At 54.7% G+C, this 25,754-nt stretch carries 23 protein-coding genes; 10 read left to right on the top strand and 13 right to left on the bottom strand.

The genetic code is table 11. From position 1 onward, the window contains the following. Positions 1-295: 295 nt before the first annotated feature. Positions 296-1,960 (top strand): S41 family peptidase, encoded by a 1,665-nt coding sequence (locus tag J2I48_RS27150; RefSeq protein ID WP_207338682.1) that lies wholly within the window; start codon positions 296-298, stop codon positions 1,958-1,960. Between the two features lie 155 nt (positions 1,961-2,115). On the opposite strand, the gene J2I48_RS27145 is transcribed toward J2I48_RS27150, so the two are convergent. The 3 genes from J2I48_RS27145 to J2I48_RS27135 form a co-directional block, all read right to left on the bottom strand. Next, positions 2,116-3,306 carry an amidohydrolase gene (locus J2I48_RS27145; RefSeq protein WP_207338681.1) on the bottom strand — a complete coding sequence of 397 codons (1,191 nt, stop codon included), beginning with the start codon at positions 3,304-3,306 and terminating at the stop codon, positions 2,116-2,118. A gap of 97 nt (positions 3,307-3,403) precedes the next feature. Beyond that, positions 3,404-4,612: a sensor histidine kinase gene (locus tag J2I48_RS27140; RefSeq protein ID WP_207338680.1), complete on the bottom strand. Its 1,209-nt coding sequence runs from the start codon at positions 4,610-4,612 to the stop codon at positions 3,404-3,406. A gap of 139 nt (positions 4,613-4,751) precedes the next feature. Then, complete coding sequence (locus J2I48_RS27135; RefSeq protein ID WP_207338679.1) at positions 4,752-6,953, bottom strand: tetratricopeptide repeat protein; 2,202 nt, start codon at positions 6,951-6,953, stop codon at positions 4,752-4,754. A gap of 107 nt (positions 6,954-7,060) precedes the next feature. On the opposite strand from J2I48_RS27135, the gene J2I48_RS27130 reads away from it, so the two are divergent. Then, positions 7,061-7,942 carry a DNA/RNA non-specific endonuclease gene (locus J2I48_RS27130; RefSeq protein WP_207338678.1) on the top strand — a complete coding sequence of 294 codons (882 nt, stop codon included), beginning with the start codon at positions 7,061-7,063 and terminating at the stop codon, positions 7,940-7,942. 141 nt (positions 7,943-8,083) lie between these two features. On the opposite strand, the gene lysM is transcribed toward J2I48_RS27130, so the two are convergent. After that, positions 8,084-8,551: a peptidoglycan-binding protein LysM gene (gene lysM / locus J2I48_RS27125; RefSeq protein WP_207338677.1), complete on the bottom strand. Its 468-nt coding sequence runs from the start codon at positions 8,549-8,551 to the stop codon at positions 8,084-8,086. Positions 8,552-8,794: 243 nt separating this feature from the next. On the opposite strand from lysM, the gene J2I48_RS27120 reads away from it, so the two are divergent. From J2I48_RS27120 to J2I48_RS27110, 3 genes are all read left to right on the top strand, one after another. After that, complete coding sequence (locus tag J2I48_RS27120) at positions 8,795-10,150, top strand: SGNH/GDSL hydrolase family protein (protein WP_207338676.1); 1,356 nt, start codon at positions 8,795-8,797, stop codon at positions 10,148-10,150. A gap of 104 nt (positions 10,151-10,254) precedes the next feature. Then, the gene (locus J2I48_RS27115; protein WP_207338675.1) at positions 10,255-11,064 is read left to right on the top strand and encodes an outer membrane beta-barrel protein; all 810 of its coding nucleotides are present in this window, start codon (positions 10,255-10,257) and stop codon (positions 11,062-11,064) included. Positions 11,065-11,282: 218 nt separating this feature from the next. Next, complete coding sequence (locus J2I48_RS27110; RefSeq protein ID WP_207338674.1) at positions 11,283-11,705, top strand: LytR/AlgR family response regulator transcription factor; 423 nt, start codon at positions 11,283-11,285, stop codon at positions 11,703-11,705. Positions 11,706-11,794: 89 nt separating this feature from the next. Here the strand turns inward: J2I48_RS27110 and accC are convergent, their stop codons facing one another. From accC to J2I48_RS27065, 9 genes are all read right to left on the bottom strand, one after another. After that, complete coding sequence (accC, locus tag J2I48_RS27105) at positions 11,795-13,138, bottom strand: acetyl-CoA carboxylase biotin carboxylase subunit (RefSeq protein WP_207338673.1); 1,344 nt, start codon at positions 13,136-13,138, stop codon at positions 11,795-11,797. Between the two features lie 141 nt (positions 13,139-13,279). After that, positions 13,280-13,768: an acetyl-CoA carboxylase biotin carboxyl carrier protein gene (gene accB, locus J2I48_RS27100; RefSeq protein ID WP_207338672.1), complete on the bottom strand. Its 489-nt coding sequence runs from the start codon at positions 13,766-13,768 to the stop codon at positions 13,280-13,282. 109 nt (positions 13,769-13,877) lie between these two features. Next, positions 13,878-14,441, bottom strand: coding sequence for an elongation factor P (gene efp, locus J2I48_RS27095; RefSeq protein ID WP_207338671.1), 564 nt, complete (start codon positions 14,439-14,441; stop codon positions 13,878-13,880). Between the two features lie 128 nt (positions 14,442-14,569). Continuing rightward, positions 14,570-15,553, bottom strand: coding sequence for a beta-ketoacyl-ACP synthase III (locus tag J2I48_RS27090; RefSeq protein ID WP_207338670.1), 984 nt, complete (start codon positions 15,551-15,553; stop codon positions 14,570-14,572). 18 nt (positions 15,554-15,571) lie between these two features. Then, positions 15,572-16,516: a phosphate acyltransferase PlsX gene (gene plsX / locus J2I48_RS27085; RefSeq protein WP_207338669.1), complete on the bottom strand. Its 945-nt coding sequence runs from the start codon at positions 16,514-16,516 to the stop codon at positions 15,572-15,574. A 229-nt stretch (positions 16,517-16,745) separates the two neighbouring features. Then, positions 16,746-16,940 (bottom strand): 50S ribosomal protein L32, encoded by a 195-nt coding sequence (rpmF, locus tag J2I48_RS27080; protein ID WP_207338668.1) that lies wholly within the window; start codon positions 16,938-16,940, stop codon positions 16,746-16,748. Between the two features lie 87 nt (positions 16,941-17,027). Further along, on the bottom strand, positions 17,028-17,582 hold the full coding sequence (locus J2I48_RS27075; protein WP_207338667.1) for a YceD family protein: 555 nt from the start codon (positions 17,580-17,582) through the stop codon (positions 17,028-17,030). 130 nt (positions 17,583-17,712) lie between these two features. After that, a complete protein-coding gene (locus J2I48_RS27070; RefSeq protein WP_207338666.1) occupies positions 17,713-18,363 on the bottom strand; it encodes a DedA family protein in 651 nt (216 codons plus the stop codon). 29 nt (positions 18,364-18,392) lie between these two features. Further along, a complete protein-coding gene (locus J2I48_RS27065; protein ID WP_207338665.1) occupies positions 18,393-19,154 on the bottom strand; it encodes a phosphosulfolactate synthase in 762 nt (253 codons plus the stop codon). Between the two features lie 129 nt (positions 19,155-19,283). On the opposite strand from J2I48_RS27065, the gene J2I48_RS27060 reads away from it, so the two are divergent. From J2I48_RS27060 to J2I48_RS27040, 5 genes are all read left to right on the top strand, one after another. Then, complete coding sequence (locus J2I48_RS27060; protein ID WP_207338664.1) at positions 19,284-19,721, top strand: PaaI family thioesterase; 438 nt, start codon at positions 19,284-19,286, stop codon at positions 19,719-19,721. A 242-nt stretch (positions 19,722-19,963) separates the two neighbouring features. After that, complete coding sequence (locus J2I48_RS27055; RefSeq protein WP_207338663.1) at positions 19,964-22,279, top strand: ATP-binding protein; 2,316 nt, start codon at positions 19,964-19,966, stop codon at positions 22,277-22,279. A 46-nt stretch (positions 22,280-22,325) separates the two neighbouring features. Beyond that, positions 22,326-22,751 (top strand): response regulator, encoded by a 426-nt coding sequence (locus J2I48_RS27050; RefSeq protein ID WP_207338662.1) that lies wholly within the window; start codon positions 22,326-22,328, stop codon positions 22,749-22,751. Beyond that, positions 22,748-23,335 (top strand): biliverdin-producing heme oxygenase, encoded by a 588-nt coding sequence (locus J2I48_RS27045; protein WP_207338661.1) that lies wholly within the window; start codon positions 22,748-22,750, stop codon positions 23,333-23,335. The genes J2I48_RS27050 and J2I48_RS27045 overlap by 4 nt, the downstream gene beginning before the upstream one ends. Before the next feature lie 85 nt (positions 23,336-23,420). Further along, entirely contained in the window at positions 23,421-25,754 is a 2,334-nt protein-coding gene (locus tag J2I48_RS27040; RefSeq protein ID WP_207338660.1) for a PAS domain-containing sensor histidine kinase, read from the top strand.

The raw sequence follows: 25,754 nt of genomic DNA, 5'->3' as shown, positions 1-25,754 counted from the left end.
ATTTTCTGCGGCTCCATGCTGCTGGCATCCCGCATACCGGCATCGTGTACGCGCATCAGCGCACACCAATCGGTGTAGTCATTCAAGGTTTATTACTAATTCACGAAGTGCTGGAGCCGCAGGAAATGGTCAATCACGTCGAGTTTATTCCGTAGGCACCATCATCTCCATCGCCGCCCAGAAAATCCTGACTGAGTTGCTTGGCACATCGCTCCTTTAACAGTTGTTAACGAAGGCGTTTGCAACGATTGGTGGCTGAGGTTGGTCAACAGCCAAACCCTTTCACCCGCTGCTTATGCGCTACCTGCTTTTTATCCTGTTTATTGGCTCAACGGCCTGTGCCCAACCGCTGTCTGACACCCAAAAACTTAGCTCCCTTTGTCATATATGGGGGTTTCTGAAGTACTATCACCCAGCAGTAGCAACGGGCAAACTAGACTGGGATCAGCGCCTCATCGAGCTACTGCCCGCCGTGCAGCAGGCGCAGAACCGGGCGCAGCTTTCTGCCCTATACGATCAGTTACTGACCGGGCTGGGGCCTGTTAAACCCTGCCGCAAATGCCTCGCAGAAGCAGACTTACCCATGGCCCACCGGCGTAACCTCGACATGGCTTTTCTGGCCGATTCAACCACCTTGACAACCGCCGTTCGGGAGCGGCTAATGTACTTGAAAGACAATCGCAATCAGGGCGCTAATTACTACGTACAGCAGGTGAAGGGCATTAATAATACGACCTTCGAAAACGAGAAAGCCTATGCCGACATGCCCCTGCCCGACGAGGCCTACCGGTTGTTGGCCCTATTTCGCTACTGGAACATCATCCACTATTTCTTCCCCTATAAATATGCCATAGATTCAAACTGGTCTGATGTGCTCACCAAACTTATCCCGGTTTTTCGGCAGGCAGATACAGAGCAGCGTTACCAACATTCGTTGTACCAACTGGTGGCTACTATTCAGGACAGCCATGGATTCATTGAAACGGTCGATAAGTCGCGCTGCCTACGGTGCGACCTGGGCACCTATTGGTTGCCAATCACAATACAACTACTTGATAACAAGGCTATTATAACACAATTACACGCTAATTCGGCTACCCTACCACGGGCAATAAAAGTGGGGACGGTCATTAGTAAGGTAGATGGAATAGCCATCAAGGAGCGTATCGACATCCTTCGCAACACAACCGTAGCCTCCAGTGAAGCAACTTTACTACGCGATATCAGGCATTTGATTTGCGTGGGAACTACCAGACAGGCTACCCTGACGATCACTCAAAACGGACAGGACACCGTTGTTGCCATGTCGCGTTTTTTGTATAGCGAACTCGACAGAAAATACGCGGCAAGCTCAAAAGCGCCCACACCCGTCAGCAAATGGCTTACCGATAGCATTGGGTACGTGAACATGGGAGTACTTACGTCGCCCAGGGTAGACAGTGTGATGAAACCGTTGCTGACCGCAAAAACGATCATTTTCGACCTTCGCAACTACCCTAAAGGCACCTATTGGCTGGTCAAACGATACCTAACCGGACAGCCGACAACATTTGCCCGGTTTACTGGCCCCGACCTGCGGTTCCCGGGCGTTTTCAGTGACGTTGGCTCAAGCGAATTACCCGGCCCGGTAGGCAAACGTTTTATGGGTCGGGTGATTGTGCTGGTCAATGAAGAGACCCAAAGCCATGCCGAATTTACGGCAATGGCCTTCCGCACGTATTCAAACACGGTGCTGGTTGGTAGCCCCACCGCCGGTGCCGATGGTAACATTTCGTGGGTACCGCTGCCGGGTGGCTACCGAACGGCCTTCAGCGGCATTGGCGTGTACTATCCAGACGGGCGCGAAACCCAACGAATCGGCATCGTGCCCGACGTGCTGGTTCGCCCCACCGCAGCAGGCATTGGCGCAGGCCGTGATGAAGTGCTGGAACGGGCCGTTGAGTTAGCTAGTCGGCGTTGAACCATTTATGATAAGCTATCTTCGACCAGCCAACCAACCGCGAAACGCTACAGGCGTTGCTCGACCCATCATGAACCTACTAACACCAGATACCGGCCTGATTATATGGCAGGTTGTCTTTCTCGTTTTTATCGCTTTCGTGCTGGGGTCCGTGGTTAAATGGTCCGTGCGCCAGTATAAAGACTAGCCTCGCCCCGCAACCCCATCGACGCGTAAGTCAAAAATTGCTCGATGATACCGCCAAAAAGCCGAACGCCCGTGTCGAGCAGTTCGTCGGGGAAATCGTAGTCGGGGTTGTGCAGGGCGGGCGTATCTAACCCAGCGCCTAAGCCAACCATAGCCCCCGGAAACGCCTGTGTAAACCAGCCAAAATCTTCGCCAAACTTAAACGGCGTGGGCCGCTGCCGAATGGGCAGTTGGGCCAAAACGGTGGCCTTCGTGACCATTGCGTTGCAGTAAGTATCGTTGAGAGTCGTGGGAAAATAATCGAACCAGCGCACGTCTGATTGCAGGTGGTAAACGCGGCAGATAGAATCGAGGTGGGTTGTCAATGTGCGTACCAGTTCTTCCATAGGTTGGGGTTGCCAGGTACGTAGTGTAAAGTGCGCCTCGCCGTAGCCCGCCGATATACCGTAGTCGGGTTGGCCAACCCGCAGGTATATGGGTGTAACAAGGGCGAAGTCGGCGCGGGCGGGGTCGGCCACCACCCGCGCATCGAACGCCCGAACCAGATCGGCCACGGCCAACGTGGGGTTGATACCGTTTTCGGGTTCCGACGCGTGCGCCTCTTTACCATACAGCCGAATAGCCATGCTCTGTACCGTAGGACTAAACTGCCCCTTCACCCAGACTACTTCATGCATCGGATAGCCGGGCACGTTGTGCAGCGAAAATACATAGTCGGGGCGCAGGTCGGCAAAGCGCGGGTCATCCAGCACGGCTCTGGCTCCTTTGCCGGTTTCTTCGGCTGGCTGAAACAGTAAAATCACGCGCCCGGCTTCAAACGCCCGGTTATGCAGCCACGGGGCCAGCCCGGCGAGCGCGGCTGCATGACCATCGTGCCCGCACTTGTGCGACACGCCCGCCCGGCTCGAACGGTGCGTAAAGACGTTGGTTTCCTCAATGGGCAGGGCATCAAGTTCGGCCCGGAAGAGCAGCGTTGGACCACCCGCGCCAAAGTCATAGACCACCGCTACGCCCGTACCACCCAGTTCGCTGACGATGCGGGTAGGCGCAAAGGGTTGCACGAAAGCAATAAGGCGGCGGGCAGTTTCTCTTTCCTGACCCGACAGTTCGGGGTGCTGGTGGAGGTCGTGGCGCAGGGCAACAAGCGGGTGAGCGATCATTGGCAATCGAATTATCTAACAAAAATGACTATTTAGACAGGCAATAATGCCACACTTTACCGATTTTCGCTCGACAATATCCTGCCTGGAGGTGTACCTAAGCAGGCCAGCGCATGACAAAGGTGGCGCCCTGGCCGGGGGTGCCGTCGGCGTGAATGGTGCCACCGTGATTTTGCATGATGCGCTGGCAAATAGCCAAACCAATGCCCGTGCCTGAATAGGCAGTACGGCCATGAAGTCGCTGAAAAACGCCCAACACCCGCTCGTTGTATATCGGGTCGAAACCAATGCCATTATCGCGCATAACTAGCTGATTCGTACCACCTTCCGTAGCATGTAGGATTTCATGGGTGAGGTGTATCCGGAGCATTTTAGCTGGATCACTGTACTTCAAGGCGTTGCTCAGCAGATTCTCCAGTAACTGCCTGAACATAAACCGAACCACCGTCACAGTCGGCAACTGACCGACTTCGATCACGGCCCCTTTCTCGGTTATTTCATCACGAAACTCGGTTTGTACTTCGGCCAGTAGCTGCGCCAGATCGGTGGGTTCGTGCAGGTCGGTGGCATCGTTTAGCTGGGCATAGGCAATCAGGTCGCGGATCAGCAACTGCATCCGGTCGGCGGTGGCAATGGTCCGGCGGAAATAGTCTTTACCCTGCTCAGTGAAACCAGCCGCTTCAGTGGTCAGAATCATGCCGTTGAAGGTCTTTATTTTGCGCAACGGCTCCTGAAGATCATGACTGGCCATATACGTAAACGAGGCCAACTCGTTGTTGCGCCGCTCCAGTTCCCGATTCTTAGCTGCTAATTCGGCATTCAGTGCCAGCAACGCAGCCTCCTGCTCCTGTTGCTTCGTAATATTCATGTCGATGCCAAACACACCCACCGGTTGCCCCTGCTCATTGCGGATGATCCGCCCGATGGTGTGAATGAAAATCTCGCGGCCAAACTTATCATACCGCCGGTACTTCATCTCTACGTTCTCGCCCGCCAGCGCCCGGCCAATCGCCGACTGTAGAATGGGCAGGTCGTCGAGGTGCGTTTGCTGGGCCACGCTGTCCAGATCAACTTCAATTTCGTCAGGTTCATAGCCCCAGAATACATACATTTCCGGACTCCAGCGAATGGCCGTGTCGCCGAAATACCATTCCCAGCTAGCCATGCCTGCCATACGCTGCGCCTGACTAAGCTGGGCTTCACGCAGTAACAACTGCTCCCGAACAGACCGGCGTTTACCCGATTTGTGCAACAACGCGCCTGTTTGGTTGTCAAAAGGCAACTGATGGCCAGTAGATTGATTCATCGAAAGGGGGTAGTAACTAGTGTAGCAGGCACGAAAATACCTATGTAAAAATAGCCTATCCGGGCTGACTCTTTGTCGAAAAAACAAAGGCCACTCGCTGCGAGTGGCCTTTGGCAACTGGAAGAGCAGGTGTTAACTATCAGTTTTTCGTAATCACCGAATCGGGCAGGAAACGAACGTCCAGACCCGTGGCCTTCTTCAGGGCTGCAAAGTTGTTTTTGCCATCCTGATAGGCCGGATTCACCTCCATCGACTTGTTGTAATAATACGATGCCAGCGGGTACTTGCCTTCGTTCTGGTAAATCACGCCTAGGTTATTATAGGCCGGAGCATAGGATGATGCCGCCCGGATAGTTTGCTTGTAATAATACTTCGCCGAGTCGACATTGGGCGTAATGCGCTGAAATACATAGGCCATTGAGAAATAGGATTCGCCGAAATTGGGGTAAATCCGGCACGACTCCTGGAGGTGGTCCAGTGCCCAGCGGGCGTATTTTCCGGCCTCCTTGTTGTATTCAGGCAGCATGGCCTGGTACTTCTTCACCGAATCGGGCCTGGTTTGATAGCGGGCCATACGGACATTGGCCGTGTCGATGCGGGCGCGTTCTTTCAGGCCTTTTTCGATCCATTCGTTAGCCACGTGCCGCTGTACCTGGCAACTGGTACCGGCGTAGGGCAGGGCTGAGTTAAACAGCACGAAGTTGTTCTCCCAGTCGGGGTTGCGGGTCACGGTTTTGAACGAATACAGGCCCGTAGTCAGCCCAATGACCAGGGCCAGCGGCGCGTAGTTCATCACCCGCGACAGCATCGGTTTTGGCGTGGCTACTTCGATCAGCGAAATAAGCTCGTCGTCGGGTTGGCCCACTTCCTTCGACCAGCCCATGCGCTCGGCCAGCGCCTGCACGGCCCACACCAGCACAAAGGCAAAGCCCATCACTGAGGCGTACAGGAATCGTTCGGCCAGAATACCGCCCCGGCTGGCAATGAAGCCCAGGCCCGGCATCATGGTTACGAAGAACCAGAACAGCCCGAAACCCCAGAGCGAACGGCGGCGAAACCCGATCCACGACAGCACGATCATACCCAACAGGGCCACAAAACCCAGCCACGACATAATATCGCCTTTGCCGCCAGTGGGAATCACGTTATACGAATAGTCATACACCAGCGGGTGGGGAAACACCAGCAGCCGCAGGTAATAGAGGAAGAACTTGAACATGGTCGAGGTCTTTGTGTCCAAGATGGCGTAGGGATAGTTGGCCCAGTCGAGGGGGGGAGTGCCGACAAGAGTACCGATCATCTGCTTTTTCTGGTAGAAAAACAGAGCAGCAATGATCAGCAGTGGCCACAAACTCACCAGCGACCGCCATACGGTGCGCTTACCAAACCAATATTGCATGGCCGGAATCAGGGCCAGACTCACCACCGACGACTCTTTCGAGAGAAAAGCAAAGTACAACGCCGCGCAGGATAAGCCCACCCAGGTGGTAGACAGCGCGCCCATAATAAGCACGCCGATGACGCCGCCCGCCGTTGACCCAAACGAGTTAACCAGCAGGCTGCTGCCAATGACCCAGCCGCCCACTACGTTAAACACCGTGAGCAAACCGCCCAGCGCCCAGTCAGCTTTGCGGCCTTCGTACCAAAATTTGGCCTTCGACTCCAGCTGTTTCCAGTAGGTGAGCAGCATCAGCGAGATAAACAGGAAGCTCAGCAGTTCGTCGCGGCCTTTTATGTTGGCCACAATCTCGGTGTGGACGGGGTGCGTGATAAATACCAACCCCACCAAAAACGCCACCACCACCTTGCCGGGCAACCATTTTTGCAGCAACGCGCCCAGGCTTACGCCCGTGAGGCCGTAAAGCGCCGCGTTGATCATGTGGCTGTATTCGGGGTGTTTGTCGCCGAAATATTCCTGTTCCAGGGCAAACGTAATCAGCGACAGCGGCCGGTAATACCCCAGCGAAATATTGCTGAAGTGCCAGAACTCGGTGCGCATGAGGTCGTTGATGCCTTTCAGACCCTGCTTCACAAACAGGTTTTGCCCAATGGCGGCAATATCATCGAGCGCATACTGATGGCCGAAAGTGTTCACGTACAGCAGTACACCAATGGCACCCAGCACCACCAGTGGCCACCAGACAACAGGCGTGTAGGGCAGCGGCAGGTCAGATGCGGCGGGAGTCGAGGGACGGGCTACCGGTGGCAGTGGTGCACTACGAACGGGCTGTGACCGAACCGGCTGTGTGGCGGCGGCGGGGCGTGGGGTTGGCGCTGGCATTGAAGGCTGGCCAACGCCGTAGCCGGGGCGTTGCGGCACCGGCGGTTTTTTCTTACTCATACGATATGGGTCGTACTATGGGTTTTCGGCCAATAAAGGCCATTTTTGGGTATTCGGTACGTTATACGGGTACAGGCACTTAGATTCTAAAGTAAAGTTCAGTAAGTATGGCAACAAAATCAACGTCCGTTTATGGCTGGCTGGCGCATCTTGGTCTTACCATTGGTTTAGTCAGCGCACTTAGCGGCTGTTTACGACCACCAACACCGACCCGGCCACCAATTGAAGCCAACGTCACGGCGGTTAGCGAACACCTCACCCTGGGCAACCCCAGCGGCGCGGCCCAAACCGACCCCAACAACTACCTGATCACCAAGCCGCAGTTTGCGCTTTGCTTCAACAAGAGCCGGGGCATTGCCAACTGGGTAAGCTGGCACCTGAGCCTCGACTGGCGGGGCACTGCCGCCCGCACCAAAAGCTTTCGGCCCGACCCCGACCTGCCCGCCGGTTTTTCAACTATCACCACGGCCGACTACAACCGAACCGGCTTCGACCGGGGGCACCTCTGCCCGTCTGACGACCGCGACAACAGCCCGACCGATAATGCCGCCACGTTCGTCCTATCAAACGTCGTGCCGCAAGCGCCGCTCAACAACCGCGAGACCTGGAAATACTTAGAAGAGTATGCCCGGAAACTAGTAGACGATGGCAACGAAGTATACCTCACGGCAGGACCAACGGGCGTGGGCGGCGACGGCGAAGCGGGTAGCGCCACGAGCATTGCCGGGGGGCGCGTGATGGTTCCCGCCGCCCTCTGGAAGGTGTTGTTGATTCTCCCTAACGGTATGGATGACCTCAACCGCATTGGCCCCAACACCCGCGTCATTGCCGTCTATATGCCCAATACCCAGGCCAACCCAAATCTACCCTGGCAGCGCTACCAGCTCACGATCAATGAGTTAGAGCAAAAAACAGGTCTCCGCTTCTTCACCAACCTTTCTCCTGATCTGCAACGGGCGCTGAAAAGCCAGGGCATTGGGAGTAATTAGTTATTGGTCATTGCGCTGCGCTGTCATTCAATAGTCATTCATTGTCTTTACAACCAATGACTACCGAATGACAGCGCAGCAAATGACCAATAAAAAAGGCCTGCCACCGTATGGTGGCAGGCCTTTTTTATGCCCAACCATTTACAACGCTGGAATGCGCAGTACCTGACCGGGATAGATCAGATCGGGGCTTTTCAGCATGGGCTTATTTGCTTCGAAAATGACACCGTATTTCATGGGGTCACCATATACTTTCTTCGAAATCGCCGACAGCGTATCGCCCGACTCGACTGTGTGATACGTGGCTTCTGGCTCCGGGTTGTCCACAACCAGTTGGTTGTCTACCACCGTTACGCCTTCCACGTTACCCACGGCAAGCGCGATCTTCTCGGCGTCTTCCTGCGTGGCCACCTGCCCTTCCAGCGTCACGGTGTCGCCTTTGGTTTTCACGGTCAGCTTCTGGAACGACAGGCCCAGCTGCTTCACATGGTTGAGGAGTGCACTGGCTTTCAGCGGCTCTGGATCGGCAGCGGGTGTGTTGGCGGCAGGTGTTTCTTCTTTACCGAAGATTTTTTCGCCAACACCTTTGAAAAAGTTTAATAGGCCCATGTCTTGAAACAAGTTGTTTAGTTGTGCATCATATAATACTGACGGTGCAAGCAAGGGGTTTTTATGATTGAAACCAAGCCTTAGCCCAACAGATTCTTCAGAACGACCCCATAAACCGCCTCCTGTGCCGGTAAATAGCATTATAGCTTCTGCATAACTTAATCTCAATAATATCTAGTTTAACTGTAGTTCTATTATATCAACATACCTTTGTGCGTTTTTTTCATTTAGTAAAACCAACTTATGCAACGTAAACAGTACACGATCTATCGGTGGAGTATCCTGGTTGGCCTTTTGGCGGGCACAACGGGCTGCTTTAACAACGAAGATGCTCAACGTGTTGACCCGATTTCCAGCGGTACCGCCGATTTTACGCGCTACGTGGCCGTGGGCAACTCGCTCACCGCTGGCTTCATGGACGGCGGCCTCTACCGCGACGGCCAGTTGAATTCATACCCCTACATCCTCTCGCAACAGTTTCGGCTGGTGGGTGGACGTGACTTTATCCAACCTCTCTTTGGCACCGATCAGGCGGCTGGAACGGGCTATCTGAAGCTCACCTCACTGCCTACGGCCACCAATCCCCTGCCCACCATCGTGCCGGTGGCTCCGCAGGCGGTGCGTGGTACGCTCAACAATCGGTCTCTTTACACCAAGTTTACGGGTCCCAACAACAACCTCGGCGTGCCGGGTATTCGCATGGGTGACATTCAAACGCCGGGCTACGGGTCGCCGCTGGGTAATCCCTATTTCGAGCGCCTCCTGCCCGACGGCACACCCCTGAGTACCTACCTGCAATACGTGGGCGACAACCTGACGGGAGCTACATTTTTCTCGTGTTTCATGGGCAACAACGACGCCCTGGGTTATGCCAACACGGGCGGCGTAACGCCCTTCACCCCCACCCCGCTTTTCACCACCAATTACAACGCTCTCCTCAATGTGCTCACCGCCGGGGGGCGTAAGGGCGTGGTTGTCAATATTCCAAAAGTGACAACGGCTCCGTTTTTTCAGGTGGTTACGCTCACGCAGGTGCTGGGGAGCGTTAACGCTGCCGTGCAAAAAGCCACCCCCGGCGCGCCCGCCATTCCGGCACTGCTAATTGAGTCGCCGCTGGCCACGGGGGGTATTCGGGCTACCAAAGCCGGTGACCTGTTGCTACTGAGCCAACAGGCCGACTACGCTACCATTGGCAGCACAGCCGTGGGTACCAAAAAAGGTCCCTACGGCCTGTCGGCGACCAATCCACTGAGCAACGCGTCGGTGCTGGACGCGGAAGAAGTGGCCGCGCTGAACGCCAAAATAGACGAGTACAATACTATTCTGAAGGCCCAAGCCGACAGCCGGGCGCTGGCCTACGTAGACCTGAATACACTCAACAACCAGCTGTCGGCGACGGGTGGCTACTCTCAAAATGGCCTGTCGTTCTCGTCGAGCTACATTTTGGGCAGTGTGTATGGTCTCGACGGTCTGCACTTTACCGCTGCGGGCTATGCCCTGCTAGCCAACGAGATTCTGAAAAGCATTGGCATCACCTACAAAGCCAGCATTCCGGCTGTAGACCCCACCCGCTACCGCAAAGTGCTTGTCCAACCTTAACAAGTAGACGTTAGATGCTGGACACTGGATGTTAGACAACTGAGTCTTTTACGGAAGATCGTTCGTCCAGGGTCCAACGTCGGGTGTCTAACGTCCCCAATAACATGAACAAAAAATCATACATACTAGCCGGGTTTTTGCTGGCATCTGGCGCGGCAACGGCCCAATTGCCAACCCGCCTTACTGAATTTGGCCTGAAAGGCGGCGTTACCTTCGTACACGGCTACACCACCATTCCGGCGCAGCCTACGAGCATTGTGGGCGTGCAGGTACCCCAACTCGAAAACAAAAACAACGGCATCGGCACGGGCTATTCGGCGGGGGCGTTTGTGCGGTTCAACAAGTATAACCGCAAAGGGTACGTGCAAATCGAGCTGACCTACAACCGGTACTTGCTGAAGCAAAAGACCAACGTTACGCTTGACGTGAACGCCAACCCGGCCCTAGCCGCCCGTTTGCCACTGAGCTTTGCCCCCGGCCTGCTCAACGCTACCGTCGACGTGACGTCGGAATCGAGCATCGAATCGTTTGACATACCGGTGTTGTTTGGTCGGCGGCTATTGAACAACAAGCTCCGGGCCTACATTGGGCCTACGCTGCTATTCGTAAACAAGTCGGAGGCCATGCGGAGTACGCAGGGGCAGATTAACCCCAACACGGCCATTGGTTTCAGTCAGGCGGTGCCCATTCCGGCTACCACCGAGACCACCAACCTGCTTAGCCCGCGCGAAGCCAGCAACTTGCAGGTGAAACGCGTTACCTGGGCGCTGGAGGCCGGTTTAGGCATTTCGCCGTTACCATTCCTCGATGTCGATATCCGGTATGCGGTGCCCGCTGGTGGGGTCTACAAAGACACCAACATCAAAGGCTACCTCGGCATTGCCACGCTGACGGCGGGTATCAAGCTGCCGTAGTTACTAGCCTCATTCTATTGCTAAAAGCCGTTTCTGATTTCCGAAACGGCTTTTTTATGTCTTTTCAAAAGACGGCATACTGTGGCCATACGCTTCATACACGTTATGTGTCAGTTGGCAGGCTGTTTGTGCGCTTTCAGCAAGTGCCGCATTTCAGGGTCAGAGGCGGGGAACTAGTTTTATACTATCTAATTGATAAACAGCTACTTTTCATACTCATGACGTACGCCTGCTACACCCCTATTGCTGCCCCGCAGCCTATTCGGCCCGCCGTTGGCCCCGCCGTCAGACAACAGTTGGTCCTGCCCTTTCGCAACCGGACCATCGTGATCGCCACCGCCGACATTGTCTGGCTGGAGGGTGCCAGTAACTACACCTTCATCCACACCCGCGACAAGCAGCGGTACCTGGTTTCCAAGAACCTGAAGCGCCTGGAAGAGTCGCTGATTGATCCTGCGTTTTGCCGCATCCACAAGTCGGCGGTGGTCAATTTGGCTTATTTGCACTATGCCAGCTACGGTACCGACGCCCACCTGCGGCTAAAAAACGATGCGCTGATTACGATCTCGCGCCGCCGCATTCCGGCCGTCCGTCGGCATGTGTTTGCCCATCAGCGGCTGGTAACTGCCGACTCAAACTAGCCACACCCTGTTACGATATGCGAATCCACACAAACTGAAAAAGCCCCTCCTGATACTCAGGAGGGGCTTTCTTTATGATGCAGTAGCCATTACAGCGTGCTGAAATCGAAACTTTCGAGGAAGGCCGTGGTGAACAGACCCGACTTAAAGCCAGGGTCGTCCATGAGTTTGATGTGAAACGGAATAGTGGTTTTGATGCCTTCGATCACAAACTCCTGTAGCGCCCGCTTCATTCGCGTGAGCACTTCCTCGCGCGATTGCCCGCTCACAATCAGCTTGGCAATCATTGAGTCATAGTTGGGCGGAATTACGTAGCCGCTGTACACGTGACTGTCGATACGAATACCGTGGCCGCCCGGAAAGTGCAGGTTCGTGATCTTGCCCGGCGACGGACGGAAACCGTTGGCAGGGTCTTCGGCGTTAATCCGACACTCCAGCGCAAATAGCTTCGGCGTATAGTTACGACCCGAAATAGGCACCCCGGCAGCTACCTTGATCTGTTCCTTAATAAGATCAAAATCAGTCACTTCCTCCGTGATCGGGTGCTCCACCTGAATCCGGGTATTCATTTCCATGAAATAGAACTTCCCGTGTTTATCCACCAGAAACTCTACCGTACCGGCCCCTTCGTAGCCAATAGACTGTGCGCCCTTGATGGCCGCCGCACCCATAGCCTCCCGCAGTTCGTCGGTCATGATGGGCGAGGGCGTTTCTTCCAGCAGTTTCTGATGCCGCCGCTGAATGGAGCAATCCCGCTCTGACAAATGGCACACCTTGCCGTACTGATCACCCACAATCTGGATCTCGATGTGGCGGGGTTCTTCCACGAATTTTTCGAGGTATAAGCCGTCATTGCCAAAGGCGGCACCCGATTCGGTGCGGGCATCGTTCCAGGCTTTTTCAAACTCACCCTCGGCCTTGATCACGCGCATACCGCGACCACCACCACCGGCCGTGGCCTTGATAATGACCGGGTAGCCCATGTTGGCCGATAGCTGCTGCCCTTGTTCAAACGACTCCAAGAGACCGTCAGAACCGGGAATGACCGGAACCCCCGCCGCCCGCATGGTAGCTTTGGCGGTGGCCTTGTCGCCCATCATGTTGATCTGCTCAGCAGTGGCGCCAATGAATTTGATACCGTAGTCGGCGCAGATTTGCGAGAACTCGGCATTTTCCGACAAAAAGCCGTAGCCGGGGTGAATGGCATCGGCCCCGGTTACTTCGGCGGCCGAAATGATACTCGGAATATTAAGGTACGACTGGCGGCTGGGTGGTGGCCCAATACACACGGCCTCATCGGCAAAGCGTACGTGCAGGCTATCGCGGTCGGCGGTCGAGTAGACAGCCACGGTACGGATGCCCATTTCCCGGCACGTCCGAATAATCCGCAACGCAATCTCGCCCCGGTTGGCGATCAGGATTTTCTTAAACATAATGAGGGGTCATTGGTCATTAGCCTCCGGCCGCACCGGCGGACCGGTCATTCGTTGTAAAAGCAATGAATGACCATTGAATGACAGCGCAACGAATGACCGGTCCGCCGGTGCGGCCGCAGGCCAATGACCAATGACCTTTTAAATTTCTTCGAGAATAAACAATGGCTGATCGTATTCGACGGGGGTGGCGTTTTCAACCAACACCTTCACAATACGGCCCGACACTTCGGCCTCGATCTCATTGAAGAGCTTCATGGCTTCGATGATGCACACCACCTTACCCGGCTTGATCTCGTCGCCCACTTCCACAAACAGCGGCGATTCGGGGTTGGCCGACCGGTAGAACGTACCAATCATGGGTGACTTAATGGTGATCTGGTTGGTGGCCGACGCGGCGGGTGCGGCGGGGCTAGGAGCGGGTGCCGCCGTTGGCGCAGCAGCCGGTGCCGCTGCGGGCAGAGCCGGAGCGGCCGCAGGAGCCGCCTGAACGGGCGCGGGCGCCGCATACATAGCCGGTGTGGCCGTACGCTTCACATTGATTTTCAGCTCACTCGTCTCGATTTTTACCTCGTCGAGGCCTGATTTCGAGATAAAATCGATCAGTTCTTGTATTTCCTGGGTGCTCATATCTATCGAATTAAGAATTAAGAATTAAGAATTGAGAATGACCGCTTTACCCTACACAAACTACGCGCGGCTGCTATGCCATTCTTAATTCTTAATTCTTAATTCTTCATTACTTAACTCGTTCCTGGTATTCCCGTGTGCGGGTGTCGACGCGGATTTTGTCGCCCTGGTTGATGAACAACGGTACGTTGATCATGGCGCCCGATTCTACTTCCACGCGCTTTTTGGCACCGCTGGAGGTGTCGCCTTTCAGGCCGGGTTCGGCGTAGGTCACTTCCAGCTCTACCGAAACGGGCAGTTCGCAAACCAGCGGCGTATCGTTTTCGGCGTTGATAAGTACCTCCACTTCCTGCCCTTCGCGCATGAGGTCGGCCTGATCCAGAATCTTCTCGCTGATGTTGATCTGGTCGAAGGTTTCTTGGTCCATGAAGTTATAGCCAGCCTCATCTTTATAGAGGTACTGAAACTTGCGGCGCTCCACCCGCACCGGAATGATGGTGGCACCTGAGTTGAAGGTGTTGTCGATCACGCGCCCGGTGGTTAGACTCTTGAGCTTGGTACGCACGAAAGCTGCCCCTTTTCCGGGTTTAACGTGCTGAAATTCAACAATTTGAAACAGGTCGTAGTTGTGATTGATTACCAGCCCGTTTCTAATATCTGCGGTCGTTGCCATGTAATGATGTACGATTTACGAATTACGATTTACGATTTGATTCACGGGCTACGAAGTACAATCAAAGCCACTTGTGTGGCACGACTTACAAAATTGTAAATCGTAAATCGTAATTCGTACATCGTAAATCAATACGCCCACTTCACATAGACGGCTCCCCAGGTGAAGCCACCGCCGAAGGCTGCCAGGACCAGGTTATCGCCTTTTGTCAATTGCGATTCATAGTCGAACAGGCAGAGCGGGATGGTGGCCGCCGTGGTGTTGCCGTACTTGTGAATATTGAGCATCACCTTATCCGAGCCGATGCCCATGCGGTTGGCAGTGGCATCGATGATGCGTTTATTGGCCTGGTGCGGCACTAACCACGCTACGTCATCGCCGGCAAGGCCATTACGCTGCATGATCTCCGCCGACACGTCGGCCATGTTTTTTACGGCAAATTTAAAAACAGAGGGGCCGTCCTGATACACATAGTGCCAGCGTTTCTCAACCGTCTCATGGCTGGGCGGGTAACGGCTGCCGCCCGCTTTCTGAAACAGATGATACTGCCCCACCCCGTCTGACCGGATAATGGAATCCAGGATGCCCAACCCTTCTTCGGCGGCTTCGAGCAACACCGCTCCGGCCCCATCGCCGAAGAGTACACAGGTGGTGCGGTCGGTGTAGTCGGTAATGGCCGACATCTTATCGGCACCCACCACGATCACTTTTTTGTACTTGCCGCTTTCAATAAACTGCGTCCCCACCGTGAGGGCATACAAAAAACCCGAACAGGCCGCCTGAATGTCAAAACTGCCTACGTTACGAATTCCCACCATGTCGCAGATGAGGTTGGCCGTGGCTGGAAATACATAGTCGGGGGTAACGGTGGCGCAGATTAGCAGGTCAATATCTTCGGGAGCGGTGTTGGTTTTGGCCAGCAGCCCGCGTACGGCCTCGGCACCCATGTGTGAGCTGCCCATGCCTTCGCCTTTCAGAATATGACGCTCTTTGATGCCCGTCCGCGAGGTAATCCACTCGTCGTTGGTATCTACCATCCGTTCCAACTCGGCGTTGGTGAGGATGTAATCGGGTACGTAGCCATGCACACCGGTAATTGCTGCTTTCATCATAGGGTAGTTTACGGGGGCTTAGGCAAGAGCCTGTTCAATGTGGGTAGGCACATTGGCATTGACCTGCCGAATGGCTAAGCTAATCATGTTTTGGATAGCAGCGGGCGACGAAATGCCGTGGGCGATAATGACGTTACCGTTTACGCCAATAATTGGGCTACCACCAATGGATTCGTAGTTGGTCCGGTCGATGAACGGGTGGTGCAGTCCGAGCAGTTTATTCACCTCATAAAACGACTCGCCGAGCTTAAACAAGGCATTGCCCGTGAAGCCGTCGGCCACGATTACCTCGGCGCGGTCCATAAACAGGTCTTTGCCTTCGATGTTGCCAACAAAGTTGATGCGCTTGTTTTCTTTCAGCAGTTGATGCGCTGCCTGCACCGCCACCGAGCCTTTTTGCTCTTCTTCGCCAATGTTGAGCAGGGCCACGCGCGGCGATTCGATACCAAACGTATGGCGGGCATAGATAGACCCCAGTTCACCAAACTGAGCCAGCATATCGGGTTTGCAGTCGGCATTGGCCCCAATGTCGAGCATGATAGCGGTGCCCCCGTCAAGCTGTGGAACGAAGCCCGCAATACCCGGCCGCAGTACGCCCGGAATAGCTTTCACGCTAAACAAAGCCCCCACGTGCATGGCACCGGTGTTGCCCGCGCTGCAAAACGCGTCGACCAGCCCGGCCTTTAAATGAGTAAACCCAACCCCGATACTAGAATTGGGTTTCTGCGAGAGGGCTTTGGTGGGGTGTTCGGCCATTTCGATGATATCGTCGGCGTGAACCACCTCGATACCGGAGGCATCGGCCACGTCAAATTTTGTCAGACAGCCTCGTATAACCAGTTCCTGGCCAATCAGTACGAGGGTGACACCCTGGGGCAAGCCCGCTTTGATAGTTCGGGCAACGCCCTCAACAATCGCTTCGGGGGCAAAATCGCCGCCCATGGCATCAATGGCAATCTTCATCGAATGGATCTTAATCGAACGTAGCCAGACCAGTTGAGATGGTCAAAACGGGCGCGTCGTTGTTTTGTGAAAGCCCACAGTGGCGCAAAATTAGCAGGCGGTGGGCAATAAAAAAGTATTCCGCGTTCATCTAAACCAGACGTCGGCGAAATACTCCTTTATCGTATGACCCTCAGGCGGCAAACAAACAGCGGTCTGGCCGGGTCAGCGCAGGTACGCAAAAAAATGGTTACGCTATGGGTCTGTAGCCCTCAATAACCACTTTTCCTTTGTAATACAGGTTGCCTTCGAACACGTGGGCGTGGTGACGCTCGTGCACTTCGCCGGTGGCGGCATCGGTCGACAGCGTAACGGCTACTGCCTTATAGTGGGTGCGGCGTTTGTCGCGGCGGGTGGTCGAGTGGCGGCGTTTGGGGTGTGCCATAATTCAGTTATCAGTTTTCAGTTTACTGTCTTCAGTTTCCGCTTCAGTCCAACTCTAAACTGAAAACAGTAAACTGAAAACCTTGTGTTAGTTATTGCTCAATTTTCGCAGGGCATCCCAACGCGGGTCCACTGCGGGTTTTTCTTCTCCTGTATCGTCGACCACCGTACCGGAATCTGACGAATAGATCAGTTTGCCGGGGGCATCTTCGTCATCATCGCCGTTAGCTTCGTCGCGGAAACGGGGATGAAGCCGTTTCATAGGAAGCGCCAACACGATGAAATCAAAGATGTACCGGGCAACGTGAATCGTAGCCGTGTTCCGCTCGATCAGCTCAATTTCGTCGGTCAGTTCTTCGTTCCGGTCGCCGAATTTGAGGTATAACGTGCGGCGGGTGTCCACCTGTTCGTCATACAGATCGAGGCTGCGGTCGCAGGTTTGTTCGACCACGCCCTGAATCTGAAAGTCGAGCCGGATCATGGTCTCTGACTTGTCGAGAATCAGGTGGGTTGTCACGCTCCCTTTCGTAATCAACTGTTGGTCAAGGGCTTTGAAGAACGTATCGTCCGATTTAAAATCGAATTCATACCGTTTTTCCTCTAAACCAATGATGTTGATGTCGTATGGCCGCAGTTCGTTCACCTCAGTCGTTTGCTAACAAGGGCGCAAAGATAAGGAAAAAAAGTCAATAGTCGATAGTCAATAGTCGGCTGACGCACGCGAGTTGCTTACACGTCAGCCGACTATTGACTATCGACTATTGACTTTATTCCTACGCCGCCTTCATCAACTTCTGCTTCACATACTGCACAATGATGGGCATGAGCGAGAGGCCTACGATGCCGAAGACGACGATCTCGAAGTTCTTTTGTACGATTTCGAGGTTGCCGAAGAAATAACCCAGCAGCGTGATGCTCACCACCCACAGAATGGCCCCCAAAATGCAGTTCTTGATGTAAGTGCCGTAGTGCATGCTGCCCGCGCCAGCCACAAAAGGCGCAATGGTGCGCACGATAGGGATAAACCGGGCCAGGATCACCGTCTTTCCTCCATGCTTGGCGTAGAACTTTTCGGTTTCGTAGATGTATTCGCGCTTGAAGAACAGGATTCGCTCCCGTGCCTTAATCTGCGCGCCCAGTTTGGTGCCTACAAAGTAATTGACATTGTCGCCCAGGAGCGCGGCCCCAATCAGGAGCGGGATGATGATGCCCACCTGCAAATTGTTGGTGTCGCGGGCGGCCAGGGCACCAGCGGCAAACAGCAGCGAGTCGCCGGGGAGCAGTGGCATCACAATCAGTCCCGTCTCGGTGAAGATGATCAGGAACAGAATAGCGTACAGCAGTATGCCATACTCATTGGCCCACGTGTCGAGAAACTTGTCGAGGTGAAGCAGAAAATCGAGGAGCGATTTGATGAGTTCCATGAGAGTGAAGTCGATAGTCGACTCATTTCTTATTTATCTAAAAAATGACTAAACGTATCGCCGCGAAGGCCCAGGCGGATGGTTTCGAGGGGGATAACTTCGTGGGGGGCAATGTTGCCGACGTTGACGTTGGCACCCAGCAGTTTTACAAACCACACCTGCTGCTCTTTCTGGGGGGCTTCCCAAAGGATATTTTCCGAGGGCACCTGCGTCAGGATTTCTTCCACCAGCCCCTGCCGCACTTCGCCGCTTGAACGGAACAGACCCACCGTACCGCCTTCGCGGGCTTCGCCGATGACCTTCCAGGCACCGGCTTCCAGTTCCTGCTTCATGAGCTTGATCCACTTGTAGGGCGGAATGATCTTGGCCTCGTCTTTCGACCCCACCTCCGACAGTACCGTTACCTGCCGGGCCAGCGTACGGATGTATTCGCACTTCTGGTCAGAGTCCATCTCCAGCGAGCCGTCTGACACTTCAGCGTATTTGAGGTCGTATTTGTCCAGCAGTCGGCGGTAGTCTTCAAACTGATTACGCACCACAAATGCCTCGAACAGCGTACCCCCAAAATAGACAGGAATGCCCCCGGCGCGGTATACGTCTAGTTTTTGTTGCAGGTTAGGCGTTACAAAAGACGTGGCCCAGCCTAGCTTTACAATGTCGATGTAGTCGGCAGAAATCGAGAGCATATCTTCGACTTCGCGTACGCTGAGGCCCTTGTCCATCACCATGGTAATACCGCTTTGGCGCGGCTTCGCGGTACGGTCGGGAATCTGAGATAATGTGTAGTTCATTGAAGCAAGCAGCAGCCTGAGTTATCAAAAATCGCCCAAAAGTAGCACCACTTACCGGTACCTCACAAATAAATACCGTGATACGCCCTAATTTGGCCCATTAAACTTAGTTAAATACTATTTTCGACTATGGATACCAACCCCCGCCTCGACACCTTCCGCACCCTTATCGACCAGCCTATGACCAGCATTCCCTCAGGCGTAGGGCGGTGGCTGGGGGGCGTGCTGCGCGTGGTGGAGGAAGGCCGCCTGGTGGCCGACTATATAGTGCGCGACGACATGGTGAACCCCATGCAGGTGCTCCACGGCGGCACAGCCTCGGCCATACTGGATGATCTCTGTGGCCTCACGGTGTTTGCCCTAGGCCGGGAATACGGCTACACGTCGGTAAACCTGACCATGGATTTTTTGAATGCTGCCCGTTTGGGAGAAACCCTCACCGCCGAGGCTGTGGTGATACGCGCCGGACGAAATATTATCCACCTGGAAGGTCGTATCACTAACGCAGCAGGCAAGCTCATTGCCAAATGCAGCACGAACCTTATCCAGACCGCAGTAAAATTGTGAGTATTTGTTTCTATCCGGCTTCAATTATATCAGCTAAGCTTACACACATATGAGTAAGTATACTATACTATTTTTATAGGTTTTATTAAAACAACATTAACGACAGCGTATAATTTAGCCTACATTTACTATAAAAACTACTTAGTAGTTATGGCAAGGTCATGGATTAGTTCACGTGCTGAGCGTTGTGACCACGTTCTACCTGCCTGGCCCACCTATGATTGTACCTCCTTCTGCCTTCCATGCAACCCACTGTCGACCTTACCAACTGTGACCGGGAGCCTATCCAATGGCCTGGCTATATCCAGTCTCATGGGTACCTACTAGCCCTCGACCCTACTACCTTAACTATCTGGCAGGCAAGTGAAAATTGCCAGGAACTGACCGGTATACCTACCGAAGCACTGATTGGTCAGCCCCTGCACACACTCACATTGCACCACGTACCCGGCCAGGAACTGGTCGATTTGCTTACGGTGGCCCTGCGGCAGGATGACCCGGCGGCGTTTAACCCCTACCGGCTCAAGCTCAAAAACCAACACTGGTATGTGGTCATTCACCTGCACGACGATGCCCTCATTCTGGAACTCGAGCCACCCGCCGATGCTGTCAACATCACTGATGCCGATGCGCCGCTGCTGAGCAAAGCCCTGCCCGTACAGGTCCTGCTGGCCCAGACCATGACCGACATTCAGCGGAGTTCTTCATTGGCAGACCTGCTGGAGAAAACGGCCCATAAGGTGAAAGAACTGACGGGCTACGACCGCGTGATGATTTACCGGTTTGGCGACGACTGGCATGGCGAAGTAGTGGCCGAAGCCCGTGAGTCGTTTCTGGAACCGTTTTTGCACATGCACTACCCCGCCTCCGACATTCCAAGGCAGGCGCGCGAACTGTATAAAGTAAATCTGGTGCGCATCATTGTCGACACATACAAGCCTCGCGTGCCCATCTACCCCGTTCAGTATGCAGACCGGGGCCGCCCACTAGACCTCACTCACGCGGGGCTGCGGGCGGTGTCGCCTATTCACATCGAGTACCTGCAAAACATGGGTGTGCGTAGCAGCATGAGCCTGTCGCTGATCTACCGGGGTGAGTTGTGGGGGCTGATCTCGTGCCACCACTATGCCACCGCCCGCCTGGTCGACTACCCCACCCGGGCGTCGGTGAAGCTCATCAGCCAACTGCTCTCTACGGCCCTTGAAATCAGGAAAGATGACGAAGACGAGGCCTTTGCCCAGACCCTCCATCAACGCGAACAGCACATCCACCAGCAGATGCTGGCTGACTGGGACGTGGCGCAAGGGCTGACCAGACACCCGCTTACGGCTCTAGGGCTAAACACAGCAACGGGCGGCGCACTCCTGTTCGAGAACCAACTTATCAGGCTGGGACAGGCGCCCGAAGAAGCCGACATTTATTCGCTGATCGAGTGGTTGAAAACAACCTCGCCCGATGTTGTTTTTCAAACCGACCAACTGCCCAACCTGTTTACCCCCGCCGAACGGTACCGGGCGCTGGCGTCGGGCGTACTGATGATTGTGCTCTCGCGCGAGATGAACGAGTATCTGCTCTGGTTCAAGCCCGAACAAAAGCAAACTCAGTACTGGGGCGGCAACCCCGAAAAGCCCGTTGTGCGCGATGAGGCTGGAAGTGAGCGCCTTAGCCCACGTAAAAGCTTCGACAAATGGGAGCAACTGGTGCGCAACCGGTCTGACCCCTGGCGGCAGGTAGAAGTGGCTACGGCCCTGAAACTACGGGAAAATATTTTGCAGCTCGTTACCCAAAAAGCCAACCAGATTCGTGCGTTGAATGAGCAGCTCAGGCTGGCCTATGAAGAGTTGGAAGCCTTTAGCTATACCATCTCGCACGACCTGCGCACGCCCCTCTCGTCGATCAAGAGCTACACGGAAATCTACCTCGAAGACTACGGCGACACCATGCCGACTGACGCCCGCGCCACCTTCGACAAGATCACGCGCGCCTCTGACCGGATGGCCATGCTGATTCGGAACGTGATGCAGTATTCGCGCATGAGCCGCACCGACCTAACCATGGAACCCCTGGCCGTGAAGCCGCTGATTACCCAGCTTTGGGATGAATTGCGGGCAGGCGAAAACGGCCGCGACCTGACCATTCAACTGGGCGACACCCCCCAGATTAACGGCGACCAGACCATGGTGGCGCAGGTGTTTGGCAACCTGCTGTCCAACGCCGTGAAGTACTCGCGGCAGGTGCCCAGAGCGCGCATCCAGGTAAACGGCACCGAAACCGACCAGGAGGTGGTCTATGCCATCACGGATAATGGCATTGGGATTGACATGAAGCAGGCGGGCAAGGTATTTGAACTATTCCAACGGCTCGACTCGGCGGTGAACTATGAGGGCTATGGCGTAGGGCTGGCTATTGTGAAACGTATCATGAGCCGCCACCGGGGTAAAGTATGGTTTGAAAGCTCGCCCATGCACAGCACCACATTTTTTGTTGCCTTTCCGAAAACTACTCAATCTGCTCAAACGGACTTATCAGCAGACATGCCGAAACCTATAACATCTTGAGTAAAAATAAGGTTAGCCTTTACCCGACCTTACCCGATTAACCCCTATGCTCGACATTCTGTACATTGAGGACAACGTTGATGAAGCCGATATTTTTAAGCGCGTTATCAGCCGGTTGCCCGCACCACCTTCCTACAAGATCATCGTGAGCGGCACTGAAGCCATTGATTACCTCCTGCAACAGGGTACCTATCAGGGGCAGTCGGTACCTATGCCACGGCTGGTGCTGGTTGATCTGAACCTGCCAGGTCAAAGTGGTTTCGAGGTCATTCAACAGGTGCGGGCCAACAGCCGTACGCGCTACATGTCTATGGTGGTCTACAGCACGTCCGATAGCCCCAAAGACATGCGCCGGGTGTTTGACCTGGGGGCTAATGCGTACCTGATTAAGCCCGGTTCATACCACGAGGTGAGCGATATGCTGCGCCGGGCCATTGAATTCTGGCTTACTCAAAACCAGTACATGCCGTGACAACTGCCCTGACCGACATCATGCCGCACCTGAAGCAGGAAACCGCCGGGCTGCATCAGCAAACAGAACAGTTAATGCATACCGGCAAGCTGATGGCGGGTAGTCTGTCGCTCGCCGAATATGCCCATTTGTTGGCTATACAGACGGTTTTTCACCGCTCGCTGGAACAGGCAGTGGGGCATAACGATTCATTTTTCAGCGATTTCGACTGGCAGTCGCGTCAGAAGACCAATTGGCTATTGGCTGATTTACAGCAGCTTAATCAGCCAATACCGTCTGTTGACGACACCTTGTTTGCCCACTTGACAGGCTATCAGCTGTTGGGAGCCATGTATGTGGCCGAAGGGTCGATGCTGGGCGGGCGGGTGATTGCCAAAGCGCTGGCCCGCACCCCTGCCCTATGCCAGGCCCCCATCCGGTTCTACACCGGCTATGGCGACCTGACCGGCCCTTACTGGAAGGCCTTTGGTGCCTACCTTACTCACCGCGCGCCCAGCCACGAAGCCGATATCCTGGCCGGTGCTATCCGAGCCTTTAACAGCCTGATACGCGTGGGGCAACAAACTGAGCGCATAGAGTGCTGAGTGATAAGTGGTAAGCGTTGACATCGCACCGCACACGAAACCAACACACTCACCACGAAGCACTTACCATTAACACTTATACCCCATGCCTGCCAACACCTCAACCCAACCGCCCGTAGTGATGCTACAAAGTGTCCTGAATGCCTCGCAGAACGGGGTGGCCGTGTATCAGGCTGTGCGGGCAGCCAATGGCCACCTGACCGACCTCCGGGTTACGATCCTAAACGCCGTGGCCGAACGCGACATGGGCCGACCGGCCGTAGAGGTGGTGGGTAAGCTGTTTAGTGCGGGCTTTCCAGAAATGGTGTCTACTGACCTCTACAGCCGGTTTTGCCGCGTAATTGAGACGGGGCAGTCAGATCAGTTCGAGTTCTCACTGATGCATCCTGTTCGGCATCAACAGGAGTGGTACGACGTGTCGGCAGTGCGGATGGAAGACAGTGTGGTGGTGTCTTTCGACAACATAACGGCTCAGAAAGCCGCCGAACGAACCATTCAGCAACAGGCCGAACTGTTGCAGGGCCTGATGGGCAATACCCCCGTGGGTATGGCTATTTTCGAGACAGTTCGGCGTAGCAATAGTACCGTGGCCGACTTTCGCTTTGTGCTTGTCAACCCGGTGCTGGAAGGCATCATGTGCATACCAGCACAGCAGGTGGTTGGCCAGCTGGTGAGCCGCCTGTTTCCGGCAGCCAACGAATCGGGCTTCATGAGCCGGGCCATTACGGGCGTTGAACTGGGTATCTCGCAAGTTTTCGAGATGCCCTATACCATCAAAAATACACCCGGTTGGTATAGGCTGTCGATGGCACCTCAGGGTGACCGACTTATTGCGGCCATCATTGACATTACTGAATCGAAGCGGGCGCAACTGGACCACCATCACCAGGCCGAATTACTGCGCTCAGTACTGGATGGGTCGCAAAATGCTGTTGTGGCCTTCGACGCTATCCGTAATGTTGACGGGACCATCACGGATTTTCGGTATATCCTGCAAAACGAAGCCAACCGGCAGCGGGTTAAGCGCACCGACGAGCAGGTTATTGGCAACACCATGCTTACTTATTTCCCCAACGTGCTCACCAACGGTTTGTTCAATCAGTATGTGCAGGTGGTGGAATCTGGCCAGCCCATGCGCACCGAGATTGCCTTTGACTATGGACTGGGCGCAGGCTGGTACGACCTGTCGGTGGTGAAACGCGCCGATGGCATTATCCTGACGGTACAGGATAAAACCAGGGAAAAGCAAGCTGAGCAGGCGCTTACAGAACAGGCTGGGTTACTTAAGGCAGTAGTCGATAATTCACCCACGGGCATTGTGTTGTACAAGGCCGTACGGGATGAGCACCAGCAGGTCACTGATTTCAGTCATGTGCTCTCTAACCCCGCCAACGCTGCCATAACGGGACTTAACGAACGTGAACTGGTCGATAAGCTGGTGGCCCGAGACTATCCGGCCAGTGTAGAATCGGGCCATTATGCCACCCTGCTGCGGGTGCTGGAAACGGGCGAACCCGAAAGCAACCTATTTCACTACGACGCCCACGGCATCAACGGGTGGTTCGACGGCGGCTATGTACGGCAGGGCGACGGAGTACTGTTTACGTATTCAAACATCACCGACCTCAAGCTGGCCCAACAACGCCTGGAATACCAGAACGTTGAACTGCTACGCAGCAACGACAACCTTCAGCAGTTTGCCTACGTGGCCAGTCATGATTTGCAGGAGCCCCTCCGAAAAATACAGTCCTTTGGCGATATGCTTATTAAGGAGTTTGGCGACAACCTCCCCATTAATGGGCAAGACATGGTTCACCGAATGCAGGGAGCGGCCAACCGTATGTCGCTGCTGATCAGAGACTTACTTGCCTACTCGCGCATTGGCATCCAGCGCGAACCTTTCCAGCCGCTGGTGTTAAGCGAGCTTATCGGCCAGGTGCTGGAAGACCTCGACGTGGCCATTCAGGAATCGAAGGCGGTTATTTATTGTAGCGAGCTACCCACGGTGCCAGGCAACCGGTTGCTACTCCACCAGCTATTTCAAAACCTGCTTGGCAATGCCATCAAGTTTCGCCAGCCCGGGCTACCACCGCACATCAGCATCACGAGCCGTAGATTGACCACCGCGCAACTGCCCGACGGTGTAGTACCTGCCAGCCTGCTGCTGACCACCAACCCGGCCGAAAGACCCGCGGCCTATCACGAAATCTGTGTCAGCGACCAGGGTATTGGTTTCGACGAAAAGTACCTCGACCGCATCTTTCAGGTGTTCCAGCGGCTACACGGCAAGAGTAGTTTTGCGGGGTCGGGGGTAGGGCTGGCCATTTGCAAAAAGGTGGTTGAGCACCACGGTGGGGCCATTGCCGCCAGCAGCCAGCCCAACGCCGGAGCCACGTTCCGGGTCTATTTGCCCGTGTAG

It is taken from the genome of Fibrella aquatilis (assembly GCF_017353255.1).
GTDB lineage: Bacteria > Bacteroidota > Bacteroidia > Cytophagales > Spirosomataceae > Fibrella > Fibrella aquatilis.
This window is presented reverse-complemented; position numbering and strand designations above follow the sequence as displayed.

Excerpts from the sequence above, each read along its gene's own strand:
- rpmF (WP_207338668.1), bottom strand. The coding sequence starts at position 16,940 with ATGGCACACCCCAAACGCCGCCACTCGACCACCCGCCGCGACAAACGC.
- J2I48_RS27145 (WP_207338681.1), bottom strand. The coding sequence starts at position 3,306 with ATGATCGCTCACCCGCTTGTTGCCCTGCGCCACGACCTCCACCAGCAC.
- lysM (WP_207338677.1), bottom strand. The coding sequence starts at position 8,551 with ATGGGCCTATTAAACTTTTTCAAAGGTGTTGGCGAAAAAATCTTCGGT.
- J2I48_RS27070 (WP_207338666.1), bottom strand. The coding sequence starts at position 18,363 with ATGGAACTCATCAAATCGCTCCTCGATTTTCTGCTTCACCTCGACAAG.
- J2I48_RS27055 (WP_207338663.1), top strand. The coding sequence starts at position 19,964 with ATGCAACCCACTGTCGACCTTACCAACTGTGACCGGGAGCCTATCCAA.
- J2I48_RS27130 (WP_207338678.1), top strand. The coding sequence starts at position 7,061 with ATGGCAACAAAATCAACGTCCGTTTATGGCTGGCTGGCGCATCTTGGT.
- J2I48_RS27040 (WP_207338660.1), top strand. The coding sequence starts at position 23,421 with ATGCCTGCCAACACCTCAACCCAACCGCCCGTAGTGATGCTACAAAGT.
- J2I48_RS27110 (WP_207338674.1), top strand. The coding sequence starts at position 11,283 with ATGACGTACGCCTGCTACACCCCTATTGCTGCCCCGCAGCCTATTCGG.
- J2I48_RS27065 (WP_207338665.1), bottom strand. The coding sequence starts at position 19,154 with ATGAACTACACATTATCTCAGATTCCCGACCGTACCGCGAAGCCGCGC.
- J2I48_RS27050 (WP_207338662.1), top strand. The coding sequence starts at position 22,326 with ATGCTCGACATTCTGTACATTGAGGACAACGTTGATGAAGCCGATATT.
- J2I48_RS27140 (WP_207338680.1), bottom strand. The coding sequence starts at position 4,612 with ATGAATCAATCTACTGGCCATCAGTTGCCTTTTGACAACCAAACAGGC.
- accB (WP_207338672.1), bottom strand. The coding sequence starts at position 13,768 with ATGAGCACCCAGGAAATACAAGAACTGATCGATTTTATCTCGAAATCA.
- accC (WP_207338673.1), bottom strand. The coding sequence starts at position 13,138 with ATGTTTAAGAAAATCCTGATCGCCAACCGGGGCGAGATTGCGTTGCGG.
- J2I48_RS27120 (WP_207338676.1), top strand. The coding sequence starts at position 8,795 with ATGCAACGTAAACAGTACACGATCTATCGGTGGAGTATCCTGGTTGGC.
- efp (WP_207338671.1), bottom strand. The coding sequence starts at position 14,441 with ATGGCAACGACCGCAGATATTAGAAACGGGCTGGTAATCAATCACAAC.
- J2I48_RS27115 (WP_207338675.1), top strand. The coding sequence starts at position 10,255 with ATGAACAAAAAATCATACATACTAGCCGGGTTTTTGCTGGCATCTGGC.
- J2I48_RS27150 (WP_207338682.1), top strand. The coding sequence starts at position 296 with ATGCGCTACCTGCTTTTTATCCTGTTTATTGGCTCAACGGCCTGTGCC.
- plsX (WP_207338669.1), bottom strand. The coding sequence starts at position 16,516 with ATGAAGATTGCCATTGATGCCATGGGCGGCGATTTTGCCCCCGAAGCG.
- J2I48_RS27060 (WP_207338664.1), top strand. The coding sequence starts at position 19,284 with ATGGATACCAACCCCCGCCTCGACACCTTCCGCACCCTTATCGACCAG.
- J2I48_RS27090 (WP_207338670.1), bottom strand. The coding sequence starts at position 15,553 with ATGATGAAAGCAGCAATTACCGGTGTGCATGGCTACGTACCCGATTAC.
- J2I48_RS27135 (WP_207338679.1), bottom strand. The coding sequence starts at position 6,953 with ATGAGTAAGAAAAAACCGCCGGTGCCGCAACGCCCCGGCTACGGCGTT.